The organism is Paraburkholderia sp. 40 (genome assembly GCF_050434105.1).
GTDB classification, from domain to species: Bacteria; Pseudomonadota; Gammaproteobacteria; order Burkholderiales; family Burkholderiaceae; genus Paraburkholderia; species Paraburkholderia tuberum.
This window is the reverse complement of sequence record NZ_JBNPVY010000002.1, coordinates 1,269,216-1,295,032: the sequence shown is the minus strand read 5'-3', so window position 1 is coordinate 1,295,032 and position 25,817 is coordinate 1,269,216. Positions and strand designations below refer to the sequence as shown.

General features: G+C 62.6%; 26 protein-coding genes, 1 tRNA gene and 3 pseudogenes. 18 read left to right on the top strand and 12 right to left on the bottom strand.

Features of this window, described 5'->3' with window-relative positions; all coding sequences use genetic code 11:
* Positions 1-9: 9 nt before the first annotated feature.
* A complete protein-coding gene (gene yfcF / locus OKW28_RS07215) occupies positions 10-666 on the bottom strand; it encodes a glutathione transferase (RefSeq protein ID WP_429444359.1) in 657 nt (218 codons plus the stop codon).
* Between the two features lie 49 nt (positions 667-715).
* Positions 716-913: a hypothetical protein gene (locus OKW28_RS07210; protein WP_429444358.1), complete on the bottom strand. Its 198-nt coding sequence runs from the start codon at positions 911-913 to the stop codon at positions 716-718.
* Between the two features lie 265 nt (positions 914-1,178).
* Here OKW28_RS07210 and OKW28_RS07205 point away from each other — a divergent pair.
* A tRNA-Leu gene (locus OKW28_RS07205) sits at positions 1,179-1,263 on the top strand.
* Positions 1,264-1,356: 93 nt separating this feature from the next.
* On the opposite strand, the pseudogene OKW28_RS07200 reads toward OKW28_RS07205, so the two are convergent.
* From OKW28_RS07200 to OKW28_RS07185, 4 genes and pseudogenes are all read right to left on the bottom strand, one after another.
* Positions 1,357-2,376 (bottom strand): annotated as a pseudogene (locus OKW28_RS07200) (D-cysteine desulfhydrase family protein).
* 78 nt (positions 2,377-2,454) lie between these two features.
* Entirely contained in the window at positions 2,455-3,651 is a 1,197-nt protein-coding gene (locus OKW28_RS07195; RefSeq protein ID WP_429444357.1) for an aminotransferase class V-fold PLP-dependent enzyme, read from the bottom strand.
* Positions 3,652-3,678: 27 nt separating this feature from the next.
* A pseudogene (locus OKW28_RS07190) lies at positions 3,679-3,786 on the bottom strand (RidA family protein); the annotation flags it as partial.
* Between the two features lie 59 nt (positions 3,787-3,845).
* Positions 3,846-5,141, bottom strand: coding sequence for an L-fuconate dehydratase (locus OKW28_RS07185; protein ID WP_429444356.1), 1,296 nt, complete (start codon positions 5,139-5,141; stop codon positions 3,846-3,848).
* 189 nt (positions 5,142-5,330) lie between these two features.
* On the opposite strand from OKW28_RS07185, the gene OKW28_RS07180 reads away from it, so the two are divergent.
* From OKW28_RS07180 to OKW28_RS07135, 10 genes are all read left to right on the top strand, one after another.
* Positions 5,331-6,092: a GntR family transcriptional regulator gene (locus OKW28_RS07180; RefSeq protein ID WP_429444355.1), complete on the top strand. Its 762-nt coding sequence runs from the start codon at positions 5,331-5,333 to the stop codon at positions 6,090-6,092.
* 91 nt (positions 6,093-6,183) lie between these two features.
* The gene (locus OKW28_RS07175; protein WP_429444354.1) at positions 6,184-7,701 is read left to right on the top strand and encodes a sugar ABC transporter ATP-binding protein; all 1,518 of its coding nucleotides are present in this window, start codon (positions 6,184-6,186) and stop codon (positions 7,699-7,701) included.
* A 13-nt stretch (positions 7,702-7,714) separates the two neighbouring features.
* Positions 7,715-8,743, top strand: coding sequence for an ABC transporter permease (locus OKW28_RS07170; protein ID WP_429444353.1), 1,029 nt, complete (start codon positions 7,715-7,717; stop codon positions 8,741-8,743).
* 119 nt (positions 8,744-8,862) lie between these two features.
* Complete coding sequence (locus tag OKW28_RS07165) at positions 8,863-9,804, top strand: ABC transporter substrate-binding protein (protein ID WP_187616048.1); 942 nt, start codon at positions 8,863-8,865, stop codon at positions 9,802-9,804.
* 331 nt (positions 9,805-10,135) lie between these two features.
* A complete protein-coding gene (locus OKW28_RS07160) occupies positions 10,136-12,085 on the top strand; it encodes a putative bifunctional diguanylate cyclase/phosphodiesterase (RefSeq protein ID WP_429444352.1) in 1,950 nt (649 codons plus the stop codon).
* 29 nt (positions 12,086-12,114) lie between these two features.
* Positions 12,115-12,537: a hypothetical protein gene (locus OKW28_RS07155; protein WP_429444351.1), complete on the top strand. Its 423-nt coding sequence runs from the start codon at positions 12,115-12,117 to the stop codon at positions 12,535-12,537.
* Between the two features lie 115 nt (positions 12,538-12,652).
* Complete coding sequence (locus tag OKW28_RS07150) at positions 12,653-12,877, top strand: hypothetical protein (protein ID WP_429444350.1); 225 nt, start codon at positions 12,653-12,655, stop codon at positions 12,875-12,877.
* Positions 12,878-12,904: 27 nt separating this feature from the next.
* A complete protein-coding gene (locus OKW28_RS07145) occupies positions 12,905-13,078 on the top strand; it encodes a hypothetical protein (RefSeq protein WP_429444349.1) in 174 nt (57 codons plus the stop codon).
* Positions 13,079-13,108: 30 nt separating this feature from the next.
* Positions 13,109-14,815, top strand: a complete 1,707-nt coding sequence (locus OKW28_RS07140) for a fibronectin type III domain-containing protein (RefSeq protein ID WP_429444348.1) — start codon at positions 13,109-13,111, stop codon at positions 14,813-14,815.
* A 203-nt stretch (positions 14,816-15,018) separates the two neighbouring features.
* Positions 15,019-15,459 (top strand): hypothetical protein, encoded by a 441-nt coding sequence (locus OKW28_RS07135; protein WP_184005106.1) that lies wholly within the window; start codon positions 15,019-15,021, stop codon positions 15,457-15,459.
* A 66-nt stretch (positions 15,460-15,525) separates the two neighbouring features.
* Here OKW28_RS07135 and OKW28_RS07130 read toward each other — a convergent pair whose 3' ends face one another.
* Positions 15,526-16,677 (bottom strand): peptidyl-alpha-hydroxyglycine alpha-amidating lyase family protein, encoded by a 1,152-nt coding sequence (locus OKW28_RS07130; RefSeq protein ID WP_429444347.1) that lies wholly within the window; start codon positions 16,675-16,677, stop codon positions 15,526-15,528.
* Between the two features lie 84 nt (positions 16,678-16,761).
* Between OKW28_RS07130 and OKW28_RS07125 the strand changes: the two genes are divergently transcribed.
* Both OKW28_RS07125 and OKW28_RS07120 read left to right on the top strand, forming a co-directional pair.
* Positions 16,762-16,908, top strand: a complete 147-nt coding sequence (locus OKW28_RS07125) for a hypothetical protein (protein ID WP_429444346.1) — start codon at positions 16,762-16,764, stop codon at positions 16,906-16,908.
* Between the two features lie 101 nt (positions 16,909-17,009).
* Complete coding sequence (locus OKW28_RS07120) at positions 17,010-17,303, top strand: DUF1330 domain-containing protein (RefSeq protein WP_429444345.1); 294 nt, start codon at positions 17,010-17,012, stop codon at positions 17,301-17,303.
* A 57-nt stretch (positions 17,304-17,360) separates the two neighbouring features.
* Here OKW28_RS07120 and OKW28_RS07115 read toward each other — a convergent pair whose 3' ends face one another.
* From OKW28_RS07115 to OKW28_RS07105, 3 genes are all read right to left on the bottom strand, one after another.
* Positions 17,361-18,212 (bottom strand): carbohydrate ABC transporter permease, encoded by an 852-nt coding sequence (locus OKW28_RS07115; protein ID WP_429444344.1) that lies wholly within the window; start codon positions 18,210-18,212, stop codon positions 17,361-17,363.
* The gene (locus OKW28_RS07110; protein ID WP_018423757.1) at positions 18,209-19,099 is read right to left on the bottom strand and encodes a carbohydrate ABC transporter permease; all 891 of its coding nucleotides are present in this window, start codon (positions 19,097-19,099) and stop codon (positions 18,209-18,211) included. The genes OKW28_RS07115 and OKW28_RS07110 overlap by 4 nt, the downstream gene beginning before the upstream one ends.
* A gap of 162 nt (positions 19,100-19,261) precedes the next feature.
* Positions 19,262-20,494: an ABC transporter substrate-binding protein gene (locus OKW28_RS07105; protein WP_429444343.1), complete on the bottom strand. Its 1,233-nt coding sequence runs from the start codon at positions 20,492-20,494 to the stop codon at positions 19,262-19,264.
* Between the two features lie 314 nt (positions 20,495-20,808).
* Between OKW28_RS07105 and OKW28_RS07100 the strand changes: the two genes are divergently transcribed.
* From OKW28_RS07100 to OKW28_RS07085, 4 genes are all read left to right on the top strand, one after another.
* Positions 20,809-21,594, top strand: a complete 786-nt coding sequence (locus tag OKW28_RS07100) for an SDR family oxidoreductase (RefSeq protein WP_429444342.1) — start codon at positions 20,809-20,811, stop codon at positions 21,592-21,594.
* Between the two features lie 64 nt (positions 21,595-21,658).
* On the top strand, positions 21,659-22,741 hold the full coding sequence (locus tag OKW28_RS07095; RefSeq protein WP_429444341.1) for an ABC transporter ATP-binding protein: 1,083 nt from the start codon (positions 21,659-21,661) through the stop codon (positions 22,739-22,741).
* Between the two features lie 94 nt (positions 22,742-22,835).
* Entirely contained in the window at positions 22,836-23,699 is an 864-nt protein-coding gene (locus OKW28_RS07090) for a MurR/RpiR family transcriptional regulator (protein ID WP_429444340.1), read from the top strand.
* A 78-nt stretch (positions 23,700-23,777) separates the two neighbouring features.
* Complete coding sequence (locus OKW28_RS07085; protein ID WP_429444339.1) at positions 23,778-25,013, top strand: YbfB/YjiJ family MFS transporter; 1,236 nt, start codon at positions 23,778-23,780, stop codon at positions 25,011-25,013.
* 23 nt (positions 25,014-25,036) lie between these two features.
* Here OKW28_RS07085 and OKW28_RS07080 read toward each other — a convergent pair whose 3' ends face one another.
* Both OKW28_RS07080 and OKW28_RS07075 read right to left on the bottom strand, forming a co-directional pair.
* Positions 25,037-25,411, bottom strand: coding sequence for a GtrA family protein (locus OKW28_RS07080; protein WP_429444338.1), 375 nt, complete (start codon positions 25,409-25,411; stop codon positions 25,037-25,039).
* Positions 25,408-25,599, bottom strand: a complete 192-nt coding sequence (locus OKW28_RS07075; RefSeq protein WP_429444337.1) for a hypothetical protein — start codon at positions 25,597-25,599, stop codon at positions 25,408-25,410. Before OKW28_RS07075 ends, OKW28_RS07080 begins: the two co-directional genes overlap by 4 nt.
* 47 nt (positions 25,600-25,646) lie before the next feature.
* On the opposite strand from OKW28_RS07075, the pseudogene OKW28_RS07070 reads away from it, so the two are divergent.
* A pseudogene (locus OKW28_RS07070) lies at positions 25,647-25,784 on the top strand (type II secretion system F family protein); the annotation flags it as partial.
* Between the last annotated feature and the right edge of the window lie 33 nt (positions 25,785-25,817).

Genomic DNA, 25,817 nt, shown 5'->3' with positions numbered 1-25,817 from the left:
CGGTCGACTTTATAGCGGTGGACGCTCCCGTTGGACCCACTGCTGCACGCTGGCGCGCTGCCATTGTTGCGTGGCGTACTCCTTGAGCTTGTGCGGAACGGGATCGCCATTCAGCACGAGGCGATTGAGCATCAATGCGAGGTCCGTATCGGCGATGCACCACTCGCCGAACAGATTTGGCGAATTGGCCGGAAGCAATGCATCGGCGGCGGCGAAGAGTTTTTGTGCCGCTTCTTGTGCGCTGGCGGAAAGCGGGCCGCCGCGCGATCCGTAGAAAATGACTTCGGTGGAACGCTCCTGGCGAACCGGCAGCAGATCGCTGCGCAGCCAGGCCTGAAGCTGGCGCGCTCGCGCGCGCAGACGCCGATCTTGAGGATAGACCGGGGTGTCCGGGAAAGTCTCTTCGAGGTACTCGGTGATCGCCGACGACTCGGATAACGCAAAGTCTTCGTGTATCAGCGTCGGCACGCGCCGCGTCAATGAGCGGGCCACATAGTTGGTGGCGTGATTCGCCTTGTGCGCGAGATCGACGGTCGAAAGGTCGAACGGCAAGCGCTTCTCGCGAAGCGTCACGAAGACGGACATCGCGTAGGGGCTAGCGAATTGGGCGTCGGTGTAGAGGTGGAATGGCGGGTGTGCCACAGGGGCTCCGTTTTCGTTAGTCATCGATGTCGAGCTTCGAATACTAGTTGCTCGTCGCGCGCCGTGCAGCCTTTCACCAGTGCGGATTGGCCATCTCGCAGGCGAGCAGGCAGCCTAACGCCGACACGGTGCCGACCGCGCCGAGACCAAATCCTACGGCAAGGTTCTCCGCCGTCGTTGCGCAACCCTGCAGCAGCGTTATCGACGTCAGCACCGACGCGAGAAAAAGCCGATACCGAAATCGCGAAGAAGATGTGCGTCGTGGTGACATGATATGTTCGGTGTGAAAGGCGCTCTTTCAGCGCATCAGCGCACGAGCATAGCGGTCCGCCATTTGTCGCATTCACCCGAGTAGCGGGCGACAAGCGTCAGACCTTACGAGCTCTTGCGAGGCGCCGGGCCGCGCTCGAATCGGTCGCCGGGCAGCGATACGGGCTGAACGCCTCGTCGGTTTTTCGACCGGTATTGCAACTGCAGAATAAAATCACGCGAGGTACTTCAAAAAAATAATCGAGCTGATACAATGGCGCCCCTCTGCCCAGGTGGCGAAATTGGTAGACGCACTATCTTGAGGGGGTAGCGCCGAAAGGCGTGTGGGTTCAAATCCCGCCCTGGGCACCATTTCGAATCGTCGATTCGAATCTTCAAGCGCTTCGCGCTTTCTTCAGATAGCGGCGGCCGTATCAGACCATCGCGTTGTCTCCGCTTCTGCGCTCAGAACTCGTTCCGATAGGCAAATAGCCCCGGAAGCCCGCCGCTCATCACGAATAGAATTTTCTGTCCGGCACTGTACTTCCCGTTGCTCACGTTTTCCACAAGACCCGCAAATGCTTTGCCGCTATACACGGGATCGAGCAACAGACCTTCCGTCGATGCCATCAGCCGAACAGCCGCGCGCATGTTATCGGTTGGAATGCCATAGCCGGGTCCGAGCTGCGCTTCGTCGATCGAGATGGCGTCATCACTCACGCTTAGGCCCGGGTCGATCAGTCGGACCGTCTGATTCGCCTTATCCAAAGTAACCGTGCGCGCGTGGCCAGCATTCCCATACACCGTGAATGCGGCAACACGCGACGGATCCAGGCCCAGCGCAACAAAACCCGCGACCAGCCCCGCATGCATGCCGCCGCTTCCGTTCGGCACCACGACGCGATCGAAGGCCACGTTTTGCGCTTGCGATTGCGCGACGATTTCAGCTGCGCAGTCCGCGTAGCCGAGACAACCGACCGGGCTCGAACCCCCCAACGGACACACATAGACGTTACGGCCCTACGCTCGCAACTCGTTCGCGCGTTCCTCGGCGAATTGCAATGCGTTGGCCGTGCCGGGAAGATCATGCACGCGCGCATCGAATAGCGCATCGAGCAGCACGTTGCCGTTCTCCATGTAGTCGTGGTCGAAACGTGGCACGGTTCTCGTCAGCACCAGCTCGCATCGAAGTCCGACGCGAGCCGCCGCGGCCGCCGTGAGGCGCGCATGATTCGATTGCCGCGCGCCGACGGTAACGATGGTGTCCGCGCCGCGCGCGAGCGCTTCGCCAATCAGGAATTCGAGCTTGCGCAACTTGTTGCCGCCGCCACCTAGTCCCGTCAGATCTTCTCTTTTGACATAGATGTCCGCCCCGCCGAGGCGAGCGCTCAGACGCGCAAGGTGCTGAATTGGCGTCGGGCCTTCGAGAAGCGCATGGCGCGGAAACTTTGATAAATCGAGGCGGTGCGATGAGGCGGAGCTCATGGTCGTGTGCGGGCGATTGAGTTGAAAGAGACGTTTCCATTCATTTGACTGACGCAAAGTTCTCTTTGACTCGAGTGCTCAATGCGTCAACGTCCGCATCCCAGCCAGTAATTTATCAACTTCGGCGTCGGTGGTCAGATAGCTGACCGATGCGCGCGCGATCTGTGTCAGCCCTCTGCTAGTCATATCGAACGGCGTGTACGCGACGCCATTCGAGCCGATCGTGATGCCCTGTGCCGCCAACGCGCCTCGCACCGACATGGCATCGAGTCCGGCGACGTTGAACGACACCAGACCGGATCGTTCGACACCCTGGTCGAGCACCCGCACGCCCTCCATCGCGGCCAACCGCTCGCGCAATGTCTGCGCGGTCCGATCGATCTGCGCGCGGATGTTGTCGATGCCGATTTCCAGCGCTTCGTCCAATGCATTCGCCAATCCGCAATGCAGTGCAAGCGACGCTTCCGACGATTCGAAACGCACGGCATCGTCGCGCAGTACAGGGTCGCCATTGGCGTCGAGCGGCGCGGAATACGTGTCGACGAAGGCCGGCGTCAAGCGGGGCAGAAAATCCCGCCGGACGTATAGCAGCCCGGTGCCGCGCGGTCCGCGCAGTGCCTTGCGGCCCGCGCCGGCCAGCACATCGCAGCCGACTTCGTCGACGTCGATCGGAAGCTGTCCGACGGCCTGCGCCGCATCGATGAAATACGGAATGCCGTGACGGCGTGCTATCCGCCCAATCGCGGCGGCCGGATTGATCAGTCCGCCATTGGCCGGCAGCCACGTCAGCGCAATCAGTCGGACCCGGTCGTCGAGCATCGCTTCGAGCGCGCGAGGATCGACCCTGCCGCTCTGATCGGAAGGAATCGTCTCTATCGATGCGCCCGCGCGCTGCGCCAGAAGACGCATCGTCGCGAGATTGCCGCCCCATTCGTGCCGCGCAACGAGGATGCGTTGCCCCTCGCGCCACGGACCCAATGCCGCGAAAGCAGCGCCCCAGCCCGGCGAGTTGCCAGTCGTCAACGCGATCTCGGTGGGCTGGGCGTTCAGCAGTCGCGCGGCGAGCGTGCGCGCCCGTTCGGTCTGTTCGCGGGCAGCCGCGCCCGCTTCCATGGGTCCCATCGAGGCTTCGCGCAACAGATGCGCGTGAATCGCTTCGAGCGTGGCGGCCGACGGCAGCGACGCGCCCGCATGATTGAAGTGCGTGGTACTGCGAACACCGGGTGTGCGGGCACGTATTGCGTCGATGACAGCGGGCGACAGCGGAGAAGACATTGGCGGCTCCGAGTGTATGAGTTGAATTCAGACGTTCTTCAAGGCGACAACCGCTTCGACTTCGACGGCGACCCCTGCCGGCAGCGACGCAACACCCACCGCGCTGCGCGCGTGACGGCCGGCGTCACCGAAGATTAGCGAAGTCTGCCGTTATACGCCTGAAGCGATGCAAATAGAACCCTTACCGTCCAGCTTCATTCCTGCCACGCTTCTCCTTCCGGATACCAGTACCTGTCCAGCGTCCCTTCCAGCATCTCGATGCTATACCCGGCCCTTTGCGGCGGCATATAGTGCCCGTTGCGGATCACCACGGGATCCACGAAATGCTCGTGCAAATGATCGACGTATTCGAGTACGCGATTCTCGAGCGACGCCGACACGCAGATATAGTCGAACAGCGAAATATGCTGCACGTACTCGCACAAGCCGACACCACCCGCATGCGGGCACACCGGCACACCGAACTTCGCGGCCATCAACAGTACGACGATCACTTCGTTGAGTCCGCCGAGCCGGCAACTGTCGATCTGGCAGAAGTCGATGGCTTGCGCCTGGAGCAGTTGCTTGAACATCACGCGATTGTGGCAATGCTCGCCGGTTGCGACGCCAATCGAACCGAGCCGCTGGCGGATCGCCGCATGACCGAGGATGTCGTCGGGACTCGTGGGCTCCTCGATCCACCACGGGTCGAACTCGGCGAGACGGCGCATGTTCGCGATTGCCTCATCGACGTCCCACACCTGGTTCGCGTCCATCATCAGCCTCAGGTTCTCGCCGATCTCTTCGCGCAGAATGCGCGCGCGCCGTACGTCTTCCTCCAGATCGCCGCCGACCTTCTGCTTGAAATGCGTCCATCCCTGCGCGACGCCTTCGCGCGCGAGACGGCGAATCTTGTCGTCGTCGTAACCGAGCCAGCCCGCCGATGTCGTATAGGCCGGATAGCCGTGCGCGAGCATTTCCTTTTCACGCTCGCCCTTGGTCTTCGCATGACGATGCAGCATCGCGAGTGCTTCGTGCGGCGTGATTGCATCAGTCACGTAGCGAAAGTCGAGGCAGCTCACGAGTTCTTCCGGGCTCATGTCGACCAGCAGCTTCCAGACCGGCTTGCCGACGGATTTCGCCCACAGGTCCCACACCGCGTTGACGACCGCCGCGGTGGCAAGATGAATCGCACCTTTGTCCGGGCCGATCCAGCGCAGTTGGCTATCCGAAGTAAATGCGCGCCAGAAAGCGCCCATATTCGCGGCGATATCTTCGAGCTTCTTGCCGACGATCAACGGCGTGAGTGCATTCACGGCAGTCACGCAGATTTCATTGCCGCGGCCAATCGTGAACGTGAGGCCGTGGCCGGTGAGATTCGGCGTGTCGGTTTCGAGCGTGACGTAAGTGGCGGAGTAGTCCGGCGCGGCATTCATCGCGTCGGAGCCGTCCAGCGAACGTGAGGTGGGGAACCGGATGTCCCGAACGGACAGCCTTGTGATCGTTGTCATCTGCGCACCCTCCGGCTATGGCTATCGGCTTGTCGTCTGCGGACGCAGACGGATCGGTTTCGTGCGCACGTTCTCTGTGTGCGCGTTCCTGCTGCGCGTACGGGTAAGCCCGTAGTTGCCAGATACCAGGCATCCCCAGGTATTTCCAGGCATTTGTACGCGTTGACAACGCGGCATTCACTTTCTAGCATGCTAGCATGTCTTCTCTCAATCAAGGCCTTCGTGAATTCCTCGACCGAACTTGAGAATGCCGCCGGTGATCCGTATGTCGCACTGCAAAAAGTCGGCGGCGGCGAGCGCGGCAGCTTGACCGACGCGGTCGAGGCGGCGTTGCGAGAAGCGATTGTTACGTTGGCGTTGGAACCCGGCATGATGATCGACAAGATGGCCGTGTGCGAACGGATGGGCGTGTCGCGCTTTCCGGTGTCATCCGCGTTGGCGAGGCTCGCGCATGCGGGTCTCGTCGAGGTTTTGCCGCAACGCGGCACGCGCGTCAAACCGATTGCGCTCGACGACATCCGCCAGCACCTGTTCATCCGCAGCGCACTGGAAGTCGAGACGGTGCGTGGGGTCGCGTTGATGCACGACACGGCGACGCTCGACGCATTGGCAAGCAATCTCGATCAGCAGCGCAGTCTGGCTGGAAGTGGCGAACGTCAGGCGTTTCACGCGCTCGATCTGGCTTTCCATGAAATCCTGCTCGACGCGGTGAAGCTGCCGCGCGTGAAGGAGATCGTCGCGGTGTCGCGCAATGCGCTGGACCGCGCGAGACAATTGCTCGCGAGTCCAGAACGGCTCACGCATACGCTGGAAGAGCACGAGAGTATCTTCAAGGCCCTTTGCGCCGGCGACGGCGATGCGGCCGCGAAAGCGATGCACGATCATCTCGACCAGGTCGTCGCCGAATTGCACCGGTCCGCAAAAGAGCGGCCCGACCTGTTCGCGCCTTGAATGAAAGCTGGAATGAAAGCCGTTGTTCAAGCCGGAAACAGCTCCACCGTAAAAACGTTGGTGATATAGGCAGCCGTCGACAGATCAGCACATGAACCCACTCATTTCCGTCAACAATCTTTGCAAGAGCTTTCCGGGCGTAAGAGCGCTTCATGACGTCCGGTTCGAACTCATGGCCGGCGAGGTCCATGCGCTGATGGGCGAGAACGGCGCGGGCAAGTCGACGCTGATGAAAATTCTCGCCGGCGTCTATACGCGCGATTCCGGCGAAATTCTCTTCGACGGCAAGCCCGTCGATTTTCAAGGTCCGCGCGACGCGCAAGCTGTCGGCATCGGCATCATTCATCAGGAACTGCAACTGATGAATCATCTGAGCATCGCGCAGAACATTTTTATCGGCCGTGAGCCGCGCAAGGGTCTGGGTCTGTTCCTCGATGAAGACAAACTGAATGCACAGGCAAGCGAGATCCTCGCCCGCATGCACGTGAAACTCGATCCGCGCACGATGGTCGGCACGCTGACCGTCGCGAGTCAGCAGATGGTCGAGATCGCGAAAGCACTGTCTTTCGATTCGCGCGTGCTGATCATGGACGAACCCACGTCCGCGCTCAACGATGCCGAGATCGCCGAGCTGTTCCGGATCATCCGTCAATTGAGAGAGCGCGGCGTCGGCGTCGTCTATATCTCGCACAAGATGGACGAGTTGAAGCAGATCACCGATCGCGTGACCGTGATGCGCGACGGTGAGTATGTGGCCACCGTGCCGACCGAGGGCACCGGCGTCGAGACGATCATCGGCATGATGGTCGGACGCGCGCTGGGCGACGTGACGCCGGTCGAGAGCGCGCCGGTGAAAGGCGAACTCGCGCTCGAAGTGAGAAATCTCGTCGCGGGTCCGCTCGTGCGCGACGTCAGTTTCGAATTGCGCAAGGGCGAAATACTCGGTTTCGCAGGCTTGATGGGCGCGGGCCGCACGGAGGTCGCGCGCGCGGTGTTCGGCGCCGATCCGGTCGAATCGGGGGAGATACTCGTGAAAGGCGTGAAGGCGTCGATCAAGAGGCCCAGTGATGCGGTCAAGCGCGGAATTGGCTACCTGTCCGAAGATCGCAAGCGCTTCGGTCTCGCTACGGGAATGGATGTCGAATCGAACATCGTGATGGCCGATCTCGGCAAGTTCCTGTCAATCAATATGTTTCTGCGCCGCGGGCAGATTCGCAAAAGAGCGCAGCACTTCATCAAGCTGCTTGCGATTCGCACGCCTTCGGCGACGCAGCAGGTGCGGCTCCTGTCGGGCGGCAATCAACAGAAGATCGTGATCGCGAAATGGCTCGAGCGCGATTGCGACGTACTGTTCTTCGATGAACCGACGCGCGGCATCGACGTCGGCGCGAAAAGCGAAATCTACAAGCTGCTGCGCTCGCTGGCGGCGCAAGGCAAGGCGATCGTGATGATCTCCTCCGAGCTGCCGGAAGTTCTGCGCATGAGCGACCGCATCGTCGTGATGTGCGAAGGCCGCATTACCGGCGAGCTGTCCGCCAGCGAAGCGACGCAGGAGCGCATCATGCATCTCGCGACGCTGCGCGAAACCCTGAAAACGGTACAAGCCTGAAGAGGTCTACGACATGACATTGCGAACGGATACGGCGGCGCTGGACAACGAAAGGCGCACTTCCGGGCTGAAAGCGCGAATTTTCGCGCCGACCGCCGTGCAAAAGATGCTCGCGTTCGCGAGCCTCATCCTGCTGCTGGTGTTCTTCAGCTTCGCTTCGCCGGCCTTCATGCAGATGGACAACATCCTCGGCATTTTTCAGGCGACAGCTGTGAACGGCGTGCTGGCGATCGCCGCCACGTTCGTGATCATTACGGGCGGCATCGATCTGTCAGTCGGTACGTTGATGACATTTACCGCCGTGATTTGCGGAGTGTTTCTCACGTACTGGCATCTGCCGATGTGGATGGGCGTGCTCGCGGCACTCGCGACGGGCGCGGTGTGCGGCACGGTATCGGGTACGCTGACCGCCAAGATGAAGATCCCGCCGTTCATCGCGACGCTCGGCATGATGATGCTGCTCAAAGGCCTTTCACTCGTCGTGTCGGCGGACAAGCCGATCTATTTCACCGATACCGAGAACTTCTACCGTATTTCTCAGGACTCGCTGATCGGCTATTTCCTGCCGGGCGTGCCGATTCCGAATGCGGTACTGATCCTGTTCTTTCTCGCGATCGTCAGTTCTATTACGCTCAATCGCACCGCGCTCGGCCGCTATACGTTCGCACTCGGCAGCAATGAGGAAGCGGTGCGGCTCTCGGGCGTCAATGTCGATCGCTGGAAGATCGCGATTTACGGCGTGGGCGGCGCGATCTGCGGCATCGCGGGTCTGCTGATCGCGTCGCGGCTCAATTCGGCGCAGCCGGCGCTCGGTCAAGGCTACGAGCTCGATGCGATCGCGGCGGTCGTGATCGGCGGCACGTCGTTGAGCGGCGGTTCGGGAACGATACTCGGCACCATCATCGGCGCTTTCATCATGAGCGTGCTGACCAACGGACTGCGCATCATGTCGGTCGCGCAGGAGTGGCAGATCGTCGTGACCGGTTTGATCATCATTCTGGCGGTGTATGCGGACATCCTGCGGCGCAGCCGGAGAAGTTGACGCAGGAGCAAGGAAGCAGCAAATAAGCAGGGAACACAGGAGCAGGAGAGAGAGGGCACGTGAAGGCTCCCTCGAAAGCTCGATAGCGGCTTGATAGCCCAACCATTGGAGGAGGCCCCATGTTGAAGAGAAGACTAATCGGTATCGTGGTCGGTGTCGGTGCGCTCGTCGGCGGAAGTAGTCTCGCGTATGCGGACGAGCCGTATATTCCGCTTATTTCGAAAGGCTTCCAGCATCAGTTCTGGCAAGCCGTCAAATCGGGCGCCGAGCAGTCCGCTAAAGCGAACAACGTCAGGATCACGTTCGAGGGACCGGAAACGGAAGCGATGGTCGATAAGCAGATCGACATGCTGTCGGCCGCGCTCGCGAAGAAGCCGCAGGCGCTCGGCATCGCGGCGCTCGACAGTAAGGCGGCTATCCCCTTGCTCAAGCGCGCCCAGAACGACAAGATTCCGGTGATTGCATTCGACTCGGGCGTCGACAGCGATATTCCGTTGACGACCTGCTCGACGGACAACGTCGCCGCCGCCGCGCTCGCCGCCGACAAGATGGCCGCGCTGATCGGCAATTCCGGCGAAGTCGGCGTGATCGTGCACGACCAGACGAGCCGCACCGGTGTCGATCGCCGCGACGGTTTCGTCAATCAGATCAAGTCGAAGCATCCCAACATCAAGATCGTGTCCGTGCAATACGGCGCCGGCGATCACCTGAAGTCCGCGGAAATCGCCAAGACCATGATCCAGGCGAATCCGAACCTGAAGGGTATCTTCGGTGCAAACGAAGGTTCCGCGGAAGGCGCGGCGATCGGCGTCAAGGAATCGGGCAAGAAACTCGTGCTGATCGGCTTCGACTCCGGCAAGGAGCAGAAGGAGAACATCATGTCGGGCTTGATGGCCGGCGCGATTACGCAGAATCCGGTCGGTATCGGCAAATGCACGGTCGACTCGGCGGTCAAGGCGCTGCACGGCGAGAAGCTGCCGAAGAAGATCGACACCGGTTTTTACTGGTACGACAAGACCAACATAAACGATCCGAAGATCGCAGCCGTGCTGTACGACTAAGCGAGGCCGGCGATCGCGACTCGGGAAGCCGAGGCTGCGACAATCATCAAAGAGGGAGAGCCACGCTCTTCCTCTTTTTTATCGCCGTTCCGCAACTTCGGAACCGCGCTATATCGAGCGGTCCGTTGCGCCGCAACAACATGTAATCCGAACGCTCGTACTCCGTCGAGCAAGTCGGGATTCGCGCTCATGCAGTGCTTTTGATCCACGGCTGCCGGTTCATTTCACGCCATTGCATGCATTAATCTGATACTTTATGTTTATGTAATCGCTGCACGAGCCGTCCATTCGCATGCCGATTCGGACCCACCCACCGTCGAATGCGCAGGTCATGGCTTTTACCGAACCAAGGTCTCCATTTTTCAAGTGGGTCGCGTCCTCGGCTCAGAACCTGAGTCCGGACAACCGGCAGATCCTGCTTGCCAACCTGTTCACGCGAACCGCATCGATCGTTTTCGCGTCGATTTGCGAAATCAGCGTTTGCGCAACCGCGTATTATCTTTATCCGATTCCTCTATATGCCGCGTGGGGTATTGCGGTCGTCGCATTGCTGATCGCGCGGCTCACGCTGATCTGGTTATGCCGCACGCGGGCAGCCCTTGGGCTGCCCACGCCGACTTCCGCGTTTATTTTCGCGAGTCTGTTGTGGAGCGCGTTATTCGGGTTTGGCACATTCCTGTGCAATATCAGCGGAAGTCCCACGCTTTTTCTGCTTGGAAACGTTTGTGCGGTCGGTGTGATCGGCGGATTGGCCGGACGCAATGCGGGCACGCCGCGGCTTGCGTTATTGCAGATCGTTTTTATTCTCAGCTTTCTGAGTGTCGGCGCGGCGATGTCGCCGGGCAATGGCAAGCTCGTGCTGCTATTTCAGGCTCCGTTTTGCGCGGCCGGCTTCTTCACGGTCGCGCTGCGCAGTAATCGCGACACCGTTGCGTTGCTGCTCGCACGGGAAAACAGTCATCGCCTCGCGCGCCAGGATAGCCTGACCGGTTTGCCGAATCGCGCGCGTATCAACGAGCTGCTGATCGAACGCACCGGCGAGAGTTCGACGCGGCAGGGCGAGGCGTTCGCGGTGCTGCTGATCGACCTCGACGGCTTCAAGGCGATCAACGACAGTCTCGGTCATGCCGCCGGCGACCAGATTCTGCAGGAAGCGGCCTCCCGTTTGTGCGATCTGCTGCCGAGCGGCGACCACGTTGGCCGCCTGGCAGGCGACGAGTTCGTCGCGATTTCGGACGACGCCGGGCAGCTTCGCGACGTGCGCGTGCTGGCCGATCGCATCGTCAGAACGCTGGCGCGGCCGTTCGTGTTGAGCGAAGCGCTCGTGCATATCGGCGCGAGCGTCGGCATCGCGCTCTATCCCGAACATGCGAAAACGGGTCCGCAATTGCTGATCTGCGCGGACCGCGCGTTGTACGGCGTCAAGCGCAGCGGCAAAAGCGCGTTCGCGATTTTCGATGCCGAGAAGCACGTATCCGACGAAAGCCTGAGCCTGCTGCGCAGCGACCTCGAAGGCGCGCTGAAGTCGTTCAATGGTTTGCGCATGGAGTATCAGCCGATCGTCGATCTGCATACTGGCGCGGTAGCGGGCCGCGAGGCGCTGATTCGCTGGGCCCATCCGACGCGCGGCGAGTTGTCGCCGTCCGCGTTCATTCCGACCGCCGAGCGCACCGGCCTGATCCTCGCATTGGGTGAATGGGTGCTGCTGCAATCGTGCATGGCGGCGTCGGCGTGGCGCGACAAGGTGATCGTCGCGGTCAATGTATCGCCGGTGCAATTGCGCGAGGAATCGTTCGCATCGACGGTGACGGCAATACTTCGGAAAACGAGGCTGCCGCCGACGCGGCTCAATCTCGAGGTCACGGAAACGGCACTGCTGAACGACGACGAAGTGACTCGCCGCAATATCACCAGATTGCGCGCATTGGGTATCGGGCTGGCGCTCGACGACTTCGGCACCGGCTTTTCGACGATGTCCACGCTTGTGCGCTTCTCGTTCGACAAGCTGAAGATCGACAGTTCGTTCGTCCGCGAGTCCGTGCATGGGCGCGAATCGGCGGCCGTGGTGCGCGGCATCGTCGCGCTGGCGCGCGAGATCGGCATGCCGACCACGGCCGAGGGCATCGAAACCCAGGAGCAGCTCAATTTCGTGCGCGTATGCGGTTGCACGCATGCGCAGGGTTATCTGCTCGGCAAGCCGATGTGCAACGAAGAAATCGAGCAGTGCGAAGCGGTGCTCGACGCGCGTGTCGCCGACAAGGCCGCGCCTGCGGACTTTTGATATCCGTTACCGATGCGATCGAGGTCGTGATGTCGTCTCCCTTGCAATTTCAACTGCGAATCACCGCGTCGATGGAACTCGCCAACTCGCTGCGCGCGGACCCTTCGTGCGCCGCGCATCCAGCGCTACGTGCCATTTTGCAAACGCATCACGCAACGCTCAAATGCCAGTTCGATGCATTCGCCGACTACGTGAGCGAAGCGGAGAGAATGGGCATCGAGAACTACCCGCTTTATCAATGGACACGGCAAACCATCGAGAACCCGGAGAAGAAAGCGAAGTACCTGCAGTCGTTCACGCTCCATGTGAATGGCGACGAAGTGTATGACAAGGACGTCGCCGATGCTCTCGAGGCCGGCTTGTCTAAGCTGATCGACGCGAACGGTATTCTTCGCGTTTCGAGGTACGACACGAATCCCGGGACCAATCCGCAGCCGCCCGCGCGCGTGTGAGGCAGCCGTTTAAATTTCACTCAGAAAGCTTCGTCGTTAAGCGATGTAACATTTGACGACATGCCATAAAGTTCGTGAGACGATGCAGCTTCATTTATTTTTGTGGGAGTGCGACATGGGACTTCTGGACGAAGTGGGCAAGATTGCCGGTGCGGTTGCCGCCGTTGAAGCCGCTGAGAAAGTCGATCCACAAGCGGGTCTGCTGACCAAAGGCGTGGCCGCTATCGCCGGTTTCGAAGGCGCTGGAAAGCTGGAAGCGCTGGTGGAAAAGAAAGAAGAAGAGAAGCAGGACGACGCCGACCACGCTCAAGCCGCGGACGATACAAGCTCCCAGACCTGAACGGACGTCAAACGGATTGCCGGTTGCATGCGCGCGATCGAATCACGCGCTGCACCGGCAATTCGTTTTTATAAACCTTTCGATATCGAACCCTCCTTCCGCTATTCGCCCGATGTTTCATCGGGCTGTCATCGCCGTCCGGCTACGATCGTCCGTCACTTTCCGTCCGCGCTCGCCCCGCGGGGCGTTGTTTTGCGCTGACATTCTTCCACCTGAACAACCATATCGGACATGTCGAACAGAAAAATCGTCAAGACAATGCCTGCCGATGAGCACGGCGCATCGATCGTCTCGCGTCGCGGCTTTCTGAAGTTCGCCGGCGCATCGAGTCTCGCGACGGCGGCGGGCGCGCTCGCATCGACCGCGCGCGGCGCCAATAGCGGCACACCCGATGGCACGCCCGAACAGATCCATCTGACCTGGGGCAGCGACCCGACGAGCGAAATTACCGTGTCGTGGTCGTCGCTCGCGCCTGCGGTCAATCCGCAGGTGCGCATAAGCGGCGCCAATAACGGGGACCACGCGAAACATACGGTGCACGCGGTGCAAAGCACGTACACCGACGGCATCAACGGCGAGGTCGTATTCAACTATCACGCGCGCGTGCGCGAGTTGAAGGCCGACACGAGCTATCAGTACGAAGTGACGGCCGATAACGACGGCAATGCAGCGCAACCCTTCACCGCGAGTTTTCGTACCGCGCCGCGCGGCCGCGCGCCGTTTCGCTGGACGAGCTACGGCGATCTCGCGACGCCGAATACGAACTGGGTGCTGTCGTCGCCGCAAAGCCGCTTCGCGGTGGCGGCCGTCGAGCGCTTTCAGCCGCTCTTCCATCTGCTGAACGGCGACCTCTGCTATGCGAATCTGAATCCGACGCAGCAGCCCGAGGTGTGGCGCGACTTCGGCAACAACGCGCAGACGTCGGCATCGAACCGGCCGTGGATGCCGTGTCCAGGCAATCACGAGCTCGAATTCAACAACGGCGAGCAGGGCCTTGCGTCGTATCTGTCGCGCTACGTGCTGCCCGATAATCACACGCGGTTTCCGGGCCGCTGGTACAGCTTCCGCGTCGGCTCGGTGCTGTTCATTTCGCTCGATGCGGACGACGTCGTCTATCAGGATGCCGCCGCTTTCGTCGCCGGGCCCGCGCCGCTGACGCCGGTCGCGAGTACTGGCAATCCGCCGATTCCGGCGGGCACGTCGCTGTACGTGCGCGGCTATAGCAATGGCGAGCAGACACGCTGGCTCGAAAAAGTGCTGCAGCATGCGTCGCACGATAACGACGTGGACTGGATCATCGTGCAGATGCATCAGGACGCGCTCAGTTCGTCGAATACCGGCAACGGTTCCGACAAGGGCATTCGCGAAGCGTGGCTGCCGCTGTTCGATCGCTATGGCGTGGACCTCGTGCTGTGCGGTCACGATCACGACTACGAGCGCAGCTATCCGGTGCGCGGTTGCAATCACAACAAGGGCACCGACATCGCGACGGGGCGCCCGGTCGATACGTTGCAGCCCAAGCCGATCATGTCGGCGGTATCGGCGGGTGCATCGACGTTCGATACGAGCCACGGCACGATCCACCTGATTCTCGGCGGCGGCGGCACGAGCGCGCCGCTCGACGTGTATGGCGTCGATACCGGCACGGGCCTGCCGCAGGCGCGCATCTTCACGAAGCCGAATCGCCCGGTGCCGTCGACGACCGCGGGCACGTTCGTGCGCGCGAGCGCCGACGCGGTCGAAGATGCGATCTGGTCCGCCCAACGCGACACCGGCACCGGCTACGGTATCGCGGTGTTCGACTACGATCCGGGGCAGCCCGGCGGCGACACCACGATCACGATGAACTACTACCATGCGCCGGGCGCGGATCAGACGCCGACACCGGAATATGATCTGTTCGAGACGATCGAATTGAAGAAGAAGCGGCGCGGGTAGAAGGATAGATTTGATTCGCTGATCGGCATTCAATTTCCAGGGGCCGCTCATCACGAGCGGCCCTTGTTTTTTCACGGTCACCGCAAAAAACAATGCCCCATTCATTTTGTTACACGTCTTACCGCCACGGACTGTCGTGGTTACAAAGGCCTTTTGAAAGCCCCGCTATACTCGGCGCCGTCTCACTAAAACAAAGACCCGATATGTCCAAGAAGATCATCCAGATGGTTGCCGTGGCTGCATTGAGCGCCGCGGCGTCGTTGCCGGCACTCGCCGGTGATATGAACAACATGCTCGGTGGCGCGCTCGGTGGCGTGGCCGGCGCGGCAGTCGGCGGCGCGGTGGGCGGCAGCACCGGCGCGGTGATCGGCGGCGCAGTGGGCGGCGGGGCGGGCGGCGCGGTCACGTCGAATCGTCGCGAACGCACCGGCGCGATCATCGGCGGCGCGCTCGGTGGCGGGGCGGGCACCGCGGCCGGCAACGCGATGGGCGGCCGCACCGGCGGCCTCGTCGGCGCGGCGCTCGGCGGCGGCGCGGGTTCGGCGCTCGGCGGCAACGTCTCGCGCTCGAACTCGTATGCCAACGACTACTCCCGCGGCTACCAATCGGGCAAGCACCATCACAAGCATCGTCGTTACGACTGAGACGGCTTGACATCGACAGGGCCGGTCCGCGTCCGCATCACAGACGAACGCGGCGGCCCTCGTCCATCACGCATGCAGAACCAGTTTCTGAATACGCCAGTTCAGCAACTCGGCAACGAATAATACGTTTTCCGAAGGACACGCCATCTCGTGAATCCAGCCGAACTGTTTCGGCTGTTTGCCCGCTTTGCCGAGTACACCGAGCACTTTGCCGTCGAGCGTCATCTTGTAGATGCGGCCCGGAAACGCGTCGGCGCTATAGAGCACCTGATTCGGTCCCGGCGAGATGCAGATCGCCCAAGGCGAGCCCGGCGCGAACGTGCCCGCGGCGAGGTCCGCTTCGCTCGGCATGTTGCCGATCGCGGGGCGCGCGTCCGGCGGCACCGGTACGTCGATCGTGAACTGGCGCAGGAACGTGCCCTCGGTATCGAACACCTGGATGCGCCGGTTGCTGCGATCGGCCACATAAACGTGGTCGTGCGCATCGACCGCGATGCTATGCGGCGTATGGAACTGCCCCGGTCCCGTGCCGCGATCGCCCCATGACTTCAGCCAGTTGCCGTCGCGATCGACCTTCGCGACGCGCGAGTTGATGTATCCGTCGCTGATATAGGTGTTGCCCATCTTGTCCCACGCGACGTCGGTCACCTGGCGAAAGCGTCCGGGTTCGGACGGCAGCGGCGGATTCGGATGCTTGAGCGGCGCGGTCTCCTCGTCCGATGCTTCCTGCTTGCGGCCGAACACCATCGCGACGCGTCCTTCCGGCGTGAACTTGATCACCATGTCCGAGCCCTTGTCGGTGACCCAGATGTTGTCGTGCCGGTCCACCTTCACCGTGTGCGCGAACGACCACGCATACAGGTTGTGGCCGATCTCGCGCACGAAGCGTCCATCGGGCGCGAACTCGAGCAATTGCGCGGCGGCCGCGCCATATGCGGGGCCGGTGGTGTTGCCGCGCGACAGCACGAAGATATGGCCATGCGAATTGAGCGCGACGCCCGAGCATTCGCCGAAGTACCTGTCGTTCGGCAAACGTACGGGGTTGGCAATCGAGTCGTAAGCAATCGTGGGCGCGGCGGGTGTGTCCGCGGCGAACGCGGACGGCATGGCGAGTCCGGCGGCGCTCCCCGCAAGCAGGCTCATGAAAGTCCGGCGGCTCATCGCCCGTTGCTCGGGACCGCCGCAGCATGCACAAAACGACTCGTATCGCTCGCTCATTCGTTGTCTCCTTTGGTCCATCGCTTGAAGTGTGCAAAGGCAAGCCTAGTGCACAAAACGTTTAATGGCTAAATCGTTTTGGCGATGCTGAAAGAGACGCTTCCCGTTATGCGCGATCACGTGCTGGTGGTGGCAGATGCTGTCCAAGTCGCGGCGCGCGGCGCCGCGGTACCGCTCGGCATCGCCGTGGTGGGTCGCAACCGGCTGACAGTCAGATGGAATGTGCGGTGACGGCACGGCATCGCGAGCCAGCCCGCTTTGCTACTATGTAAGACCGCGACTGCTTAGGTCCGCTTTAGTCCCGCGTTGGTCCATCACACAAGGAGATTCGAATGAGCAAAGGTTATTGGGTGTCGTCGTACCGCAAGACGAACGATCCGCAGAAACTGGCCGCATACGCGCAACTGGCCCCGGCCGCGGTGGCGGCGGCGGGCGGCAAGTTCCTCGTGCGAGGCGTGGCGGACGAGGCGCGCGAGCAGGGCCTCAAGGAGCGCACGGTCGTGATCGAGTTCCCGACGTACGAGGCGGCCGTCGCCGCTTACGAAAGCGACGAGTACAAGAAGGCGCTGGCCGCATTGGGCGATGGCGTCGAACGCGATCTGCGCATCGTGCGCGGCACCGACTGACGCACGACCCGCAAGCGAACACTGCGCGGCACGCGCCGCGCAGTCACTCACAGTCACTCACTTCACCGCGCCGAGCGCGAGCCCCTTCACCATATAACGCTGCAACCACGCAAACACGATCGAAACCGGCAACGTCGCGCACAAGGTCGCGGCCATCACCAGATGCCATTCGACCACGTACTTGCCCGCGACCATATCGGTCACCTGCACGGTCAGCGTCTTGTTTTCCGGCGAGCGGATCAGCGTATAGACGACCGCGAACTCGTTCCACGCATTGATGAACGTGAAGATGGCGGTCACGACGATCGCCGGCACCGCGAGCGGCAGAAACACCTTGACCACCGCGCGCGTGCGGCTGCAGCCTTCGAGCCACGCGGATTCCTCGAGATCCTGCGGCACGGTCTGAAAGTACGACGACAGCATCCACACCGCGAACGCGATATTGAACGCCGCGTACGACACGATCACGCCGATCCTCGAATCGACCAGGTTGCCGTCGCCCCACGGAATCATCGCCGCGAGCCGGAACAGGCCGACCACCAGCAGGATCGGCGACAGCATCTGCGTGACGAGCAGGAACTGCCGATACAGGCCGCGTCCGCGAAATGGGAAGCGCGCGAGCGCGTAAGCGGCGGGCAGGCTCACTGCGAGTGCGAGCGCGGTGGACAGGAAACTGATGATCGTGCTGTTGCGCAGCGCGACGCCGAAGTTGGCCGCGTCCCACATGTCGATGAAATTGCGCCACTGCCACTGCACCGGTAGCCAGCGCGCAGGATAGACGAAGATCTCCGAGGCCGGTTTGACCGCGGTGAAGAACATCACCGCGAACGGAAACAGTATGACGATCACGAGCGGCGTCAGCGCGATCCAGCACCACAGCGAGCGTTTCGTCTTCGCGCTCAGACTCATGATGGCACTCCTTCTTTCGCGCGTTGCAGACGTAGATAAGCGATCGAGAACACGAACAGCATCACGAGCATGATCAGCGAAACGGCGGCCGCTTCGCCGGGCCGTCCGAGCCGGAAGCCGAGTTCGTACAGGTAAGTGACGAGGATGTGCGTGCTGTTGTCGGGGCCGCCTTGCGTCATCACCCAGATGATCGGAAACGAGTTGAACACGTAGATCACGTTCAGCAGGATCGCCATGTTGATGAACGGGCGCAGCAGCGGCATCGTCAATTGACGGAACTGCTGCCAGGCGCTCGCGCCGTCGATACGCGCGGCTTCGTAGATATCGCTTGGGACCGAAGACAGGCCGCCAAGAAAAATCGTCACCGTGAACGGAATCGACACCAGAATGCCGACCGCGATTTCGACGGGGAACGCGAACTCGGGCGTCGCGAGCCAGTGAATCGGCCCACCGATCAGGCCGAGCCGCTGCAGCGTGACATTGACCATGCCGTAGTCGTCGTTGAAGGCCCAGCGCCAGACGACGGCGGTCATCGTCAAAGAGACGGACCACGGTAGCATCACGATCGTACGCGCCACGCCGCGACCGTGAAAGTCCTGGTTCAGAATCAGTGCGACAGGTACCGAGATCAGCACCGTGCCGCCCACCACGCACACGGTCCAGATGATCGTGCGGCGTACCGAAGCGAGAAACACCGGGTCCTGAAACACGTTGATGAAGTTCTGCGCGCCGGTGAAGTCGCGGATCGCGCCGAAGCGCGATACCTCATGCAGCGATTGCCACACGATGTTGAAAATCGGATAGCTGATGATGAACAGCGCGAGCACGAGGCTCGGCGCAATCAGCAACCAGGGCGCCTGCGCGCGCGAAGAAACGGAACGGCTCATGCGTGCTCGATCGTAAGACGCGCCCGCTCTCTGGCGGCGGGCACGACGGAATGGGCCGGAGGGTGCATCGTGCTGCATAGGCTCGAATGTGGGAGTGGCGCGGCGCAACGCGCGGCGCTTTAGCTACGGCGCCGCGCGTCCCCAGTTCGCAAAAGCCGCGTATCAGTGACCGAGCGACTTGTTCGCCTGCGTAGCGGCCGCATTCAATGCTTCCGCCGGTTGCGCCTTGTTCAGGTAGATCGCCTGCATCCCGTCGGTCACGGCCTTCGCGGTGTCTTCCCAGCCGGTCACGGTCGGCGCGAAGTGAGCGGTGGGCAGCAACGCGATGAATGCCTTGACGTCCGGATCGTTGAAAGCCGGGTCGGTCGCTTCGGCCTTCGTGGTCGGCAGGAAGCCTTCGGTCGTCGTGAACTCGACGCGCGGTTCCTTCGTGAACAGATAGTCGAGGAACTTCCACGCGGTCTTCTTCGCCTTCGAGTTCTTGAACATCACGATCGAGTCGGTGACCGCGTAGGTGGCGTGCGTCGTGCCCATCGGCACCGGATCGATGCCGTACTTCAGGTTCGGCGCTTCCTTCTTGATCTGCTTGGCGAGGAACGGCGCGGAGATCACCATCGCGACGCGGCCCTGCTTGAACAGGTTCTGCACGTCCTCGCGGCTATAGCCAGTGACGCCCGGTTGCGTGAGGCCCTGGTCGATCATCTGCTTGTACATCGTCGCGGCCTTCACGCCCGCGGGCGAACTGAACGCGGCCTTGCCGTCCTTGCCGACCACGTCGCCGCCCATCGTCCACAGCGCGTAGTAATAGTAGACGTCGGTTTCGATTTCCTTGCCTTGCAGACCGAAGCCGGCGATGCCTTGCGCCTTCAGCTTCTTCGATGCATCGATCACTTCATTCCAGGTCTTCGGGCCGTCGGGGTAGCCGACCTTCGCGAGCAGATCCTTGTTGTAGTACAGCGCGCGCGCGGAAGCGGCGATCGGCAGGCCGTAGGTCTTGCCGTTGATCTGGCCAGGCGCGAGGAACGGACCGATGAAGCGTGCCTTGAAGTTCGCGTCCATATAGCCGTCGAGCGGCTCGGCGACGTCGTCCTTCACGAAGTCGAGGAGCCAGCGCGTGCCGACGATCGCGAGGTCCGCGTTGGCGCCGCCGGAGATGTCCGTTTGCAGCTTCTGTTGCAGCGTGTCCCAGTTCACGTCTTCGATCTTGATGGTCGTGCCGGGGTTGGCCTTCTCGAAGTTGCGGGCCATTTTCTCGAAGTACGGCGCGGTCGCGTCGCTGTAGTGAGCGACCGTCACGCGGACCGTCTCGGCATGGGCCGAGACGGCGATACCTGCAAACGCGAGCGCCACGGCGACTTTGCCTAGCGCGAGGGAAGCACGGGCATGCAACGACATTTTTCTCTCTCCTGTGGGTGGTTTGCTGCCGTCGCCGGCCGCCTTGGGGTAAATTGTTTGAAAAAATCCTACATGACGCAAAATAGCTTGTCACGTAGGGTCTGCGATATTTTTTCTCAGGCTGTTTTGTGCATAAGATGCTGTAAAGCATGGTGTATTCTGCACTGCGCGACGGGATGGGAAACCCACTCTTCGGGATGGCCGGCAGTCGTCGCCGGTGGGATATGTAGGAAATTTACAGCGTTGCGCGAGGCCGGGTTTCGGACGGCGACGGCAAGACGGCCGAAACGGCCAGGCCAACGAGCGAGGAACATATGGATCGTGTCGTATTGGTAACGGGCGCATGCGGCGGTATCGGCAGCGTGTTATGCGAGCGCTTCGTCGAGGCGGGTGATACCGTGCTCGCGCTCGACATCGACGCGACCGCGCTGCAATCGTTGAGCGCGCGACTCGGCGCGCAACAGGGCGCGGACAAGGTCGTGCCGGTCGCGGTCGATCTCGGCGACGCCGCTGCGGTGCAGCACGCGGTGGCCGCGGCGGTCGCGCAGCGTGGGCCGGTCGACGTGCTGGTCGCGAACGCGGGCGCGGCGCTCGGCGCGTCGCTCGCGACCACCGACGCGGCAAGCTGGCAGCGCGACATCCATCTGAATCTGAACGGCACATATCACACGGTGGAGGCGGTGCGCGCGTCGATGATCGAACGGCAGCGCGGCGCGCTCGTGCTGATCGGCTCGGTGAACGGTCTCGCCGCGCTCGGTCATCCGGCATATAGCGCCGCGAAGGCCGGCCTGATCAGCTATACGAAGGCGCTCGCGATCGAGCTGGGCCGCTTTGGCATTCGCGCGAACATCGTGTGTCCGGGCACTGTGAAGACGCAGGCGTGGCAGGCGCGTGTCGACAAGAATCCTCAGGTGTTCGAGGAACTGAAGAAGTGGTACCCGTTGCGCGACTTCGCGACGCCCGACGACATCGCCGATGCGGTGCTGTTCCTCGCATCGCCGCAAGCGCGCGTGATCACCGGCGTCGCGTTGCCGGTCGACGGCGGCTTGATGGCGGGCAACCGCCTGATGGCGCAGGAGCTGACGCTCGAGTCGTTCTGAGCCGCGCGCGGCGCGTGCACTACGGCACCGGCAATACAACACACAGCAAGACAATGAGGACAGCATGGCAGCAGTGCAACTGAGCGGCATCTTCAAACGCTATGGCGACACCCAGGTCGTGCACGGCATCGATCTCGACATCGACGACGGCGAGTTCGTCGTGCTGGTCGGTCCGTCGGGCTGCGGCAAGAGCACGCTGATGCGGATGGTGGCCGGGCTCGAGGAAATCAGCGGCGGCGATCTGATGATCGGCGGCACGCGCGCGAATACGCTCGCGCCGCAGCAGCGCAACATCTCGATGGTGTTCCAGAGCTACGCGCTGTATCCGCATCTGTCGGTGTATGAAAACATCGCGTTCGGTCCGAGAATCCGCAAAGAATCCTCGGAGAAATTCAAGCCGCGCATCGATGCGGCCGCGAAGATGCTGAACCTCAGTGGCTATCTGGACCGCTTGCCGCGCGCACTGTCGGGCGGTCAGCGGCAACGCGTGGCGATGGGCCGCGCGGTGGTGCGCGAGCCGGCGTTGTTCCTGTTCGACGAACCGCTGTCGAATCTCGACGCAAAGCTGCGCGTGCAGATGCGCACCGAAATCAAGGCCCTGCATCAGCGCTTGAAGAACACGGTGATCTACGTCACCCACGATCAGATCGAAGCGATGACGATGGCCGATCGCATCGTCGTGATGAACGCGGGACGTATCGAGCAGATCGGCCGTCCGCTCGAACTCTATGACCGGCCGGCGAATCTGTTCGTCGCGAGCTTCCTCGGCTCGCCGTCGATGAATTTCGCCGAGGGCGTGATCGTCAATCGCACGCAGGGTGCGGGCCTCGCGTTGAAGCTCGCGGACGGCAGCGAGGTCGCGCTCGAACGCACGCCTGCGTCGGCCGTGGTCGGTGCAAAGGCCACGCTCGGCGTGCGGCCCGAGCACATCGAGATCACGACGCAGATACCGGATGCCGCGCTCGACGTCGAAGTGATCGAGCCAACTGGCGCCGAAACGCACCTGTACGGGAAAATAGGCAGCGCCTCGTGGTGCGTGACCACGCGCGAGCGCTCGAAGATCGAGCCCGGTCAGCGTGTCGCGCTGCGTCTGCCGGCCGAACACATCCATCTGTTCGATACGGAGAGTGGACGCAGGCTGGTCTGAACCGCGTGCGGCTTGAACTTTGATCAGGCCGATTGAAGCCGAACAAGCTGCGAGCGACGCGGATCCATATGAAACAGCCCCTAAGGAACACCGGGTGTCCGCACCGAACTTGATTCCCCACATCCGCAACGCACTCGCGAGTCTGCGGCCCGCCGAGCGCAAGGTCGCCGACATGGTGCTCGCCGACGTCGACTTCGCGATGCGCGCGAGCATCACCGAACTCGCGCAGCGCGCCGAAGTGTCCGAGCCTTCCGTCACGCGTTTTTGCCGCGCGATCGGTGCGCACGGTCTGCGCGACTTCAAGATGCAGCTCGCGCAGAGCGTCGCGGGCGGGCTGCCGTATGCATCGACCGCGGTCGCGCGCGACGACGACGTGCAGACCTTGATGGACAAGGTCGGCGAAGCGGCGATCGACGGCATCACGCATGCGCGCGGCGCGCTCGATCCTGCCGTGGTCGAAAGCGCGATCGCGGCGCTTTCGAGCGCCCGGCGCGTGTTTTTCTTCGGCGTGGGCTCAGGCTCGGGGCTCGTCGCGCAGGACGCGGCGCTGCGTTTTTTGCGCATCGACATCGCGGCGGCCGCGTTTACCGATGGTCATTTGCAGCGTCTATACGCGGGTCTGATGGAGCCGGGCGACGTCGCGTTTGCGATCTCGCATTCGGGGCGCAGCGTCGAAGTGAATGAAAGCATCCAGATCGCGAAGGAGCGCGGCGCGACGACGATCGCACTGACCAACGTCGGCTCGCGACTCGCATGGCTCGTCGATATTCCGCTGCTGCTGCGCGTGGCGAGCCCGATCGATCCGAACACGCCGGGCGTGTCGCGGCTCGTGCATCTGTGCATCATGGATGCGCTCGCGATCGGCGTCGCGCTGAAGGCCGGGCCCGAGACGCTGGAAAAGATGCGCCACGCAAAGGCGCGGCTCGTGCCGCATCAGCCGGAAGGGGCGGGCGGGTAAGGCGCGCACATTCCGCGACATTCGTCGTCGCTCCAGGTAGAATCGGCTCGCAGCGTTCCCGTTCACGTCCGTTCGCCCATGTCCTCCCGTTCCGCCGACACCGCATCGCACGCGCCATCAACGACCACCGCCGGACGTGTGCCGACCCTGCTGCTGGCCGCCGCGCTATCGCTCGGCAGCGCGTCAGCGCTCGGCTTCGCGCGCTTCGCGTACGCGCTGCTGTTGCCGTCGATGAAACTCGACCTCGGCTGGAGCTTCGCGCAGGCCGGCGCGATGAACACCGCCAACGCGCTCGGCTATCTGCTCGGCGCGCTCGTGTTTCCGCGCCTCGCGCGCCGCTGGTCGGCCGGCGCGCTGTTCGCGGCCGGTTGCGTGCTGACCGCGCTGCTGATGGCCGGCAGCGGCCTCACCGCCAGCACGCATGCGCTGCTGACGCTGCGCGTGATCACCGGTGCGAGCAGCGCGGCGATCTTCATCGGCGGCGGCGTGCTTGCGGCGCGGCTCGCGTCGGCGCGACCGCGCGACGCGGGGCTCGTGCTCGGTCTGTATTACGGCGGTACCGGCTGGGGGATCGTCGCGTCGTCGGTGCTGGTGCCGGTGGCGATCCTTGATGCCGCCCACGGCTGGCAATTCGCATGGTTCGCGCTCGCGGCGGCCTGCGCGGTGTTCGCCGCGGTCGCGATCGGCGCGTCGCGCAGAATCGAGCGCGCGTACTCGAGCGCGGCGGCTGCGGCGCATGCAGCCGCCGCCATCCCCGCCCCGGGCTGGCCGCACTTCGCGGCCGCGCTCGCGGGCTACGGACTGTTCGGCGTCGGCTATATCGGCTACATGACATTCATCGTCGCGCTGCTGCGCAACGCCGGCATGAGCGCGGCGGTCGTCACCGGCTTCTATCTACTGCTCGGCGCGGCGACCGTGGTGTCGGCGCGGATCTGGTCGACGCTGCTCGATCGCATGCGCGGGGGCCAGGCGCTCGCCCTGCTCAACGCGCTGCTGGCGATCGCGACGCTGCTGCCCGCGCTCTTCACGCAGCCGTGGGTCGCGTTCGTTTCGGGCGCGCTGTTTGGCGCGACGTTCCTGTCGGCGGTCGCGTCGACGACCGCGTTCGTGCGCCACAATCTTCCCGCGAGCCACTGGGCGAAGGGCATCAGCGCCTTCACGATCGTGTTCGCGTTCGGGCAGATCGTCGGGCCGGTCGTGATCGGCTGGGTGTCGGATGGCGCCGGGCTCGCGCGCGGGCTCGTGTATTCGGCGCTGCTGCTGGCGGCCGGCGCGGTATTCGCGGCGTGTCAGAAGGCGTTGCGCGCGACGTGAGTCGCTTTACGCGTGCTTCGTATTCAGCGATACGTCCAGCACCGATGCGCGACGAACGTGAGCGGCGGCACCACGCACACGACTAGCGCGATGCCGAGCGCGGGCGGCCCGCCCGCAAGCTGCGTCAGGTGCGATACGAGCGCGGTCGACGTCAGGCCGCCCAGCGACACGACCACGAACCGCCCAGCGTTCATCAACGCAGGCAGCGCAGAAAAACTCCAGAACGTGTTCAACAGATAAGAGGCCGCCGTCGCCCAGGTGAGCGCGATCGCGTTGGCCCACGGCGGCGACATGCCGGCGTCCGCGATCAGCGTCAGCGCAATGCATACATGCAGGCCGGTCGCGATGACGCCGCTCGCGCCAAAGCGCATCAGCCTGACCCGTTCGACCAAGGTCATCGCGACGCTCCCTCGCGCTTGCGCAGGATCGCGAACAGCGATACGCCATAAGGCAGCGGCGCATGCGCGAGCCAGTGGCGCTCGGCGCTGAAGACGCGGTACAGCGCCGCGTTGAGCAGCCACGGCGGAATCGCGTCGCCGCTCGAATGTTTGCGACGCAGCAGCCGGTCGGCCCAGCGCGCGGCCACCGCGACCGGATACAGCAGCGTGTTGAAATAGCTGATGCGTTCGACTTCGGGCCGCGAAGATCGCGCTGAAGTTGCTGTTTCCGTTGATGTTCTGCATTTTTCCGGCGCTGCTCGTCGTGCTGATGGGGCCCGCGATGATTCATATCTATCGCGATCTGCTGCCGAGCATGGCGGCTGGCACATGACCACGCACTTCGTCGCGAGCGGATCGACATGTG